Annotated in this window: 7 protein-coding genes; all 7 read right to left on the reverse strand. The window is 62.3% G+C overall.

The genetic code is table 11. The features are described from left to right. Positions 1-213: 213 nt before the first annotated feature. The 7 genes from ACRESD_RS04305 to ACRESD_RS04335 all read right to left on the reverse strand — a co-directional run bounded on the left by ACRESD_RS04305 (position 214) and on the right by ACRESD_RS04335 (position 8,063). Positions 214-1,659, reverse strand: coding sequence for an efflux transporter outer membrane subunit (locus ACRESD_RS04305; protein ID WP_431749786.1), 1,446 nt, complete (start codon positions 1,657-1,659; stop codon positions 214-216). After that, on the reverse strand, positions 1,656-2,714 hold the full coding sequence (locus ACRESD_RS04310; RefSeq protein WP_431749787.1) for an HlyD family secretion protein: 1,059 nt from the start codon (positions 2,712-2,714) through the stop codon (positions 1,656-1,658). The genes ACRESD_RS04305 and ACRESD_RS04310 overlap by 4 nt, the downstream gene beginning before the upstream one ends. Before the next feature lie 15 nt (positions 2,715-2,729). Continuing rightward, positions 2,730-4,265 (reverse strand): MFS transporter, encoded by a 1,536-nt coding sequence (locus tag ACRESD_RS04315; RefSeq protein WP_431749788.1) that lies wholly within the window; start codon positions 4,263-4,265, stop codon positions 2,730-2,732. 205 nt (positions 4,266-4,470) lie between these two features. Next, positions 4,471-5,391: a LysR family transcriptional regulator gene (locus tag ACRESD_RS04320; protein ID WP_431749789.1), complete on the reverse strand. Its 921-nt coding sequence runs from the start codon at positions 5,389-5,391 to the stop codon at positions 4,471-4,473. A 51-nt stretch (positions 5,392-5,442) separates the two neighbouring features. Beyond that, positions 5,443-6,294, reverse strand: coding sequence for an ABC transporter permease (locus ACRESD_RS04325; RefSeq protein WP_431749790.1), 852 nt, complete (start codon positions 6,292-6,294; stop codon positions 5,443-5,445). A gap of 11 nt (positions 6,295-6,305) precedes the next feature. Next, on the reverse strand, positions 6,306-7,157 hold the full coding sequence (locus tag ACRESD_RS04330) for an ABC transporter ATP-binding protein (RefSeq protein ID WP_431749791.1): 852 nt from the start codon (positions 7,155-7,157) through the stop codon (positions 6,306-6,308). Positions 7,158-7,178: 21 nt separating this feature from the next. Further along, positions 7,179-8,063, reverse strand: coding sequence for a TauD/TfdA dioxygenase family protein (locus ACRESD_RS04335; RefSeq protein WP_431749792.1), 885 nt, complete (start codon positions 8,061-8,063; stop codon positions 7,179-7,181). Between the last annotated feature and the right edge of the window lie 112 nt (positions 8,064-8,175).

Consider the following 8,175-nt stretch of genomic DNA (forward strand, 5'->3'; position numbering starts at 1 on the left):
TTGTAGTGAGCGGGCTTGCCCCGCGCTGGGTGGCGAAGCCGCCCCAAACCCAGGCACCCCGGTCTCACTGAAGCACCGCGGCATCCTAGTTGGGGTGGCTTCGCCACCCAGCGCGGGGCAAGCCCGCTCACTACAAGGCTACCAGTCGTAACCACCGTGCGCCCTTCCCCGGAATAGAAATCCAGGTCACTGCCCCATTGCAACTTTCGCGACTCAGCGCTTCGCGGTTTGCAGCGGGTACACCGATTCCCAACCACCGCCCAAGGCTTTGTACAAGCCGACCATCGCCAGCGACACGCCGGTAGAGCTTTCCACCCATTGCTCCTGCGTCGCCAACAGTGCGCTTTGCACGGTGAGCACGTTGACGAAATCCACCACGCCTTCGACGTACTGCTGCTGCGCCGTGGTCAGCGCAATCTGGTTCTGGCGCACGGCTTCGGCAAGGCTGTCGCGACGCAATTGGCTGGCGTTGTAGCGGGTCAACTGGTCGTCGATTTCGTGCCAGGCACGCAGCACGGTTTGCTGATACGCCAACGCCGCTTCCTGCTGCTGGGCTTCGCGCAAATTCAACATGCCTTGCAGGCGCCCGCCATTGAACAGCGGCAAGCTGAATTGCGGACCGAAGGCAAACGCGCGGGAGCCCCAGGAGCCGAAATCCGAGAGTTGCATGGCTTGGGAACCGAGACTGCCGGACAGGGTGATACGCGGGTAGAAGTCGCCCTTGGCCACACCGATGTTGGCGGTGGCTGCATGCAAACGGGCTTCGGCCTGGCGAATATCGGGCCGGCGTTCCGCGAGTTCCGACGGCAGGCCTATAGCGACCTGGCGCTGGGTTTGTGGCACGGCGGCGTCCTTGGACAACTGCGCATGCAGCGCCTGTGGCGGCTCGCCCATCAACAGGCTCAAGGCGTTGATCAGTTGGTCCTGGCGTTGCTGCAGATCCGGCAGGCGCGCTTCGATGGCGGCAACCTGGGCTGCCGCTTCAGCGACGTCCAAATCAGTCGCCACACCATCGGCCAGGCGCAATTGTGAGAGCTTGAGGCTGTGGCGGGCGACGTCGAGGTTTTGCTCGGTGACGGCGCGGGTGTTCTGCACGCCCCGCAGTTGGATGTAGTCCTGGGCCGTCTCGGCGAGTACCGAGAGCAGCACGGCGCGACGGTCGTCTTCGGCAACTTGCAGGGTGGCGTCGGCGGCTTCGGTTTCGCGTCTGACCCGGCCCCAGAAGTCCAGCTCCCAAGCGGCGGAGAAGCCCGCATCCCACTGGTTGAACGCTGCGCGACCGTTCTCGCCGGACGGGTCACTCAAACCTTTACCGCTGTTGCGTTTGCGCTGATAACCACCCGCTGCATCGAGGTTGGGATAACGCTCAGCGGTGGTCACCTGGCGCACGGCGCGGCTTTGTTGCAGGCGGCTGCTGGCCAGTTTCAGGTCGAGGTTATCGGTGAGCGCACGACGGGTCAGCGCCGACAGTTGTGCGTCGTGGAACACGTCCCACCAGCGCTCCTGCAACGGATCGGTGACTGCGCGGCTGGCAGCCTGGCGCCCCTGGGGCTGGCCCCATTGGGTGACTTGCGGGCCTTGGGGCCGTTGGAAGTCCGGGCCGACGGTACACGCGCTCAGGCTGATAAGGCTCAAGGTAAGCCAGGCCATCTGTTTCATTGCTGGGCCACCTCACGCGACTGCACGACTGCGTGCGTGTCGACACTGGCTTCCACCGACATACCGACGCGCAGGCGCTCGGTCAGCGGCTGGTTGGGCTCGAGGACAATCTTCACCGGAATCCGCTGCACCACCTTGGTGAAGTTACCGGTGGCGTTATCCGGCTTGACCGAGGCAAAGGTCACTCCGGTGGCGGGCGCGAGGCTTTCCAGATGCCCCTTGAGCAACTCACCGTCGAGGCTGTCGACACTGACCTGCACCGCTTGGCCAGCATGCATATGCGACAGTTGCGTCTCCTGGAAATTGGCCACCACATAGGCCTCGGCCAACGGCACCACCGCCAGGATCTTGCTGCCCGGCGTCACATAAGCGCCCACCCGTACCGCACGCTCGCCAACCATGCCATCCACCGGCGCAACGATGCGTGTGTAGGACAGCTGATAACTGGCCATTTCCAGCGCGGCCTGGGCACGTTTGAGTCCACCTTCGGCGGCATCACGCTGAGCGGTGAGGATCTCCACCTGCTTGCGTTCGGCCGCCAGCACCGCCGTGGCGTTGGCCAGACGCGCGGTGGCCTGGTCGATGCGGGTCTTGGCTTGCTGGGCGTTCTGCACCGTGCCTGCACCAACGCCAGCAAGGTGGTTGTAGCGGTTCAACTCGTGTTCGGCGAAGGCCATTTCGGCGCGGTCGGCCGCCACCGTGGCCTGGGCCTGGGCGATCACCGAGCTTTGGCGCTCCAGGGTCGCGTTGGCGTTTTTCAATTGGGCCTGGGCCACCAAGGTATCGGCGTCGGCTGCCTGGGCGGCGGCACGAAAATCGCGGTCGTCGATCAGCGCCAACAGTTGACCAGCTTTGACGCGCTGGTTGTCTTCCACCAGCACCTCCTTGATGAAGCCCGCCACGCGCGGAGCAACCAAGGTGAAGTCGGCGGCGACGAAAGCGTCGTTGGTGGTCTGGCGCTTGTTGGCCAGAAGGTGCGGCAAGGCCAGGTAAACCAGCACACCCACGGCGAACACCGCGATAACGGAGACGGCCATTTTGTCTTTGCGTTTCATGAGAAGTCCTTTGGGCTAGGTCGGTGCGCGAGGCGGAAAGATCCGCGTGGGCATCCAGAAAATCAGCAGGATCAACGCCACCGCGACCGCGGCCATGACGTAGTAAAGATCCGAAGACGTGAGCACCACAGCCTGTTCGTGCAGGCGCTGGGCCAGGCCCGGTGAGTCGCCGTCGGCCAGGGGCGAATTGCCCAGGCGGTCCACCAACATGGTCGAGTGAAAATGCAGGCGCTGTGTGGTCAAGGTATCCAGCACAGCGGTGGCGACCACGGAGGCTAGCCCCTTGACTGTGTTGAACCAGGCCGAAGCGAACGGCCCGTCCATGGGTTGGATGCTGCCGGTGGAAAGCATCAGCAGCGGCAGTACCGCCATCGGCTGACCGAAGATTTGCAGCAGGTACCAGCCATAGAAATCGTCACGAATCCACGCCGAGGTCAGGTGCGAACTGCCGACGCAACACAGCATCAACATGCTCAAACCAATCCCCAACACCCAGCGGCAATCGACCCAGCGCAGGTTGCACAGCGCCGCCACCAACGGCAGCGCGATCAACTGCGGCAATGCCATCAGCAGCATCACCGGCGCAGTTTGCAGTGGGCGATAACCCTGGACCTGAGCGAGAAAACTCGACGGGATGATGATCACCGACGTCAGCACCACCAGCACGCCGGCCAACACGATCAGGGCAAACGCCAAGTTGCGCAGGCCGAGCATCTGCAACTTGAAAAACGGCAGCGGGTGCGACCATTCATTGAGCATGAACAGCACCAGCAACAGGCTGCCGCCACTCAGCAGAAAGGTGATCAGGCCCGACTCGAACCAGTCCAGGCGATTGCCCTGCAACAAGCCGATCACCAGCATGCAGATCGCCGGGAACCCCAGCAGCAAGCCGCGCCAGTTGAACTGTTTGAACCGCTCCAGGCGTAGCGGATCTTGCGGCAAGCCGTAGGCCACGGCGGCCATGGCCAACAGACACGGCGCGACAATCTGCCAGAACGCCCATTGCCAACCGACGTATTCGGTCCACAACGCCGCCAGCGGCGTGCCCAAGCTCGGGCCGAAGGTGGCGGTGAGCGCATAACCGGCCAGGCCGTACAGCTTGACGTTGGGCGGCAGGAAGCGCAGCGCCACGGTCATCAACATCGGCGGCAACGCGCCACCCGCCAAGCCTTGTACCGTGCGCAGCACCAGCAGGCTTTCGTAGTTCGGCGCGAACGGGCACAGGATGCCCAGCACCGTAAACAAACCGATCGCACACAGCGTGAAGCGGCGCAGGGAAAACGTCACCGAGCACCAAGGCGCAAAGGCCATCGCCGCCACGGAGGTCGCGGTGTAGGCAGCGACCAGCCAGGTGCCTTCGTCAAAACCGATGTACAGCGCACCCCGGATGTCGGCGAGGGCGACCTTGGTGACCATCTCGTTGAGGCCGGATACCAGCACCGCGAGCAGCACGCCGACCAAGCCGATGATGATGCGCGGGCCGAACGCCGGAGGCGTGAGCGCAGTCGGTTTGGCTGCGGCCTGGAGGGCGGGGGCAGCGAGGGAAGTCATGAACAGGCAACTCGGCATTAGAAATACCCGAGCAGTCTAATCAGGCAAATCCATGACAAAAAGTTACTTGTTGGAAGGTTATAAGTGCGTTAAACGCAATCCATTGTGGACGGGGAGCTTGCCCCCCGATTAGAAATGTAAACGATGTCCCCGGTTTGTACCGGGGCAAGCCCCTCCCACATTTTTACCCTGTCTGCCTCAGGAATCAGGTCGGCTGGGCTTCCAACCACGTGGCATGGCAACTCGCGCGCATGGTCTCGCGCAGCCATTTGTGGGCAGGGTCTTTGTCGAAGCGTGGGTGCCAGGATTGAGCCAACACCAATGTCGGCAGTGAGATCGGCAGCGGGAACGCCCGTAACGGCAGGTTCAAGCGATTGGCGCTGTAGAGCGCTTCCTTGGGCACCGGCAGGATCAGGTCGGAATCGGGCAACATGAACATTGCCCCGTGAAAGCCTGGAGCGATCATCGACACGCGGCGCTCCAGGCCCTGGGCATTCAGCGCGGTATCGATCGGGCCACGGGAGATGCCGCGCCGCGAAATACTGATGTGGGAATAGCTGGCAAAGCGCGCGGCGGTGATCTCTTCGTCAAACAGCGGGTGACCTTCCCGCGCCAGGCCGATGAAGGTGGTGGAGAACAGGTTCTGCACTTTCACCTCAGGACTGGCGGGCATGGTGTTGCTCACGCGCAGATCCAGCCGCCCCTCGCGCAGCGCTTCGTCGTCGGTGTCGCCTTCGGGTACGAAGCACAGCTCGCACAACGGCGCCATGCGTTCCATGGTGTCGAACAGCCGACCGCCATACACGCCGATAAAGAAGTCATTGGCGCGCACACTGAAACGGCGGCGCAAGGTGCTCAAATCCACCTGATCCGCCGAGCGGAACAGCAGCGCCGCCTGCTCCACCACGTTGCGCACCTGGTCTTGCAGCTGAAGAGCCTTCGGCGTCGGCACCAGACCACGCCCGGCGCGCACCAGAATCGGATCGCCCACGGCCTCGCGAATACGTGTCAGGGTACGGCTCATGGCGGCGGGGCTGAGGTTCATCCTGCGAGCGGCACCCACTACGCTGCCCTCGTCGAGCAAGGCGTCGAGGGCGACCAGCAGGTTCATGTCCGGTAGTTGCATGCCAAGCACTCGTGATCAGTGGGGAGTGAATGGGGTGCAATCCTAGCAGGGTTACGAGCGCTGCATGCCCCAGCGCTTCACCGTCAGCCGCTCGAAGGTGTTGAACACCAAGTTCTCCACCAGCAGACCGATCAGGATCACCACCGCCAACCCGGCAAACACCTTGTCGGTGTACAGCTCATTGCGGTTCTGGAAAATGTACCAACCCAGCCCGCCCTTGCCGCTGGTGGCGCCGAACACCAGTTCGGCGGCGATCAGTGTGCGCCAGGCAAATGCCCAGCCGATTTTCAGGCCGGCCAGGATCGACGGCAGCGCCGCCGGGATCAGGATGAACAGCACGAAGCGCATGCCCTTGAGGCCATAGTTGCGGCCGGCCATGCGCAGGGTTTCAGACACGCCGAGAAACCCGGAATAGGTGTTCAGCGCCAACGCCCACAGCACCGAATGCACCAGCACGAAAATCAGGCTGTTCTGCCCCAGGCCGAACCACAGCAGCGCCAGCGGCAGCAACGCAATGGCGGGCAGCGGGTTGAACATCGAAGTCAGGGTACTCAGCAGATCACGGCCCAGCTGGGTTGACACCGCCAACGTGGTCAGGGCAAACGCCAGCACGATGCCAATCAGGTAACCCTTGATCAGTACCGCCAGCGAGATGCTGACCTTGCTGAGCAATTCGCCGCTGAGCAGGCCGTCGAACAGCGCCTGGGATGTCTGCACAAAGCTCGGCAGCAACAGGTCATTGTTCTGATAACGCGCAACGGCTTCCCAGAGGATCGCGAGCACGATCAAGATCAGGCCCTTGCGCAGCCAGCCTTGTTGCCACAGACGTTGGCGCAGGGGCAGCTCGCGTTCCACAGGGACGCTGAGCAGCGGTTCGAGGGTGACTTCAAATTCCTGGCGCATGGGCGGCCCCTTCAATAAGCGATGCGGATATCGGTAAAACCCAACGCCTGTTCGGTCTCGGGCACTTCATCGAACAGCAGCCGATGAATACGCCGCGCCGACGCCTGGAATTCCACACCACCGAGGCTGTGCAAGTCGTATTGATGGCTGTGGATTTCTGCGCGCACGCGTCCCGGATGGGGCGACAGCAACAGGATGCGATTGCCCACCACCAAGGCTTCTTCAATGGAGTGGGTGACGAATAGCAGGGTGAAGCGCACCTCTTCCCAAAGCAGCAGCAACTCCTCCTGCATCTTGCGGCGGGTCAGGGCGTCGAGGGCGGCGAAGGGCTCGTCCATCAGCAGGATTTTCGGTTGCATGGCCAGGGCGCGGGCGATAGCCACACGGGCTTTCATGCCGCCGGACAAGGTGTGCGGGTACGCATCGGCAAAGGCACTGAGGCCGACTTTGTCGAGGTAGTGCAGCGCACGTTCTTCGGCTTCGCGGCGCTTCAGGGTTTTCGACGCCAAAAGCGGAAACATCACGTTCTGCTTGACGGTTTTCCACGGTGGCAGTTGATCGAACTCCTGGAACACCACGATACGGTCCGGGCCCGGTTGTTCGACTTTCTGCCCCAGCAGGCGGATCTCGCCTTCGCAAGGTTTGATAAACCCGGCGACGGATTTGAGCAACGTCGACTTGCCGCAACCCGAAGGGCCAAGCAATACGTAGCGATCGGCCGGGTCGATCTCGAAACTGACTTGATGGGTGGCCCGCACCACGCGTTCGGGAGTGCGGTATTCGAGGCTGACGTGATCCACCGCCAGCAGCGGTTGGGCCGTATTCAACGTGCTGGCCGCGTGGCCTTGCAGGGGCGCGTTCATTTCATCTCTCTTGCCGGGGAATCAGAAAGGCGCATCGCCCTGGATGGTGGTACGGAACAGCTTGCGCCGCAGGTGGCTCGGGCAACCGGCGGCCAGGTGGATCAGCGAGCGGTTGTCCCAGAACACCATGTCGTGGGGCTGCCATTGATGGCGATAAATGTTTTGCGGCAACACGCTGTGGGCATAGAGCTGAGCCAGCAGGTCTCGGCTTTCGTCTTCCGGCAGGCCGACAATGCGAGTGGTGAAACCTTCACTGACGAACAGCGCCTTACGGCCATTTTCCGGATGGGTGCGCACAATGGGGTGCACCACTTCGGCAACCTGGGCAAGTTGCTCGGGGGTCAGGGTCGGACGCCAGTTGCCTTCGAATTTGGTTTCGCTGTAACGCGCCGTGTAGGAGTGGGCGGCGCTGCGGCCCTCCACGGCCTTGCGCAAGTGGTCGGGCAACTGGTCCCAGGCTTTGTGCATGTCGGCGAACAGCGTGTCACCGCCTTCGGCCGGCAGCTCCTGAGCGTGCAGCATCGAACCCAGGCTCGGCAGTTCCTTGTATGACAGGTCCGAGTGCCAGAACTTGCCCGCGTCGCCCAGGCCGATGGATTGGCCATTTTCGATGATGTTGGAGACGATCAGGATTTCCGGGTGGTTGGCCAGCAGGAACTGTTTGAGCACGTGGATCTGCAGCACACCGAAGCGGCGGCTGAAGGCAATCTGTTGTTCGGGGGTGATGCGTTGGTCGCGGAATACCACGACGTGATGATCCAGGTGCGCGCGGTGGATGCGGGCGAAGTCGTGGTCATTGACCGGGCGCGACAAGTCCAGGCCAATGATCTCGGCACCGACGCTGCCGGGGAGTGGGCGGATGTCGAAGGTTTGGGTCGCTGTTGGAACAGTAGAGGTGGCGGACATGAGGGCACTCCCGGTCGGACAAAGGAGTGAATTTATAGATATAAAAATGGAATATTAAATACCGATAGAGCATATCGATATGGCGTTTTGCTGTAGCCCTTTGGGAATACAG

This window comes from Pseudomonas sp., assembly GCF_050739995.1.
Taxonomy (GTDB): domain Bacteria; phylum Pseudomonadota; class Gammaproteobacteria; order Pseudomonadales; family Pseudomonadaceae; genus Aquipseudomonas.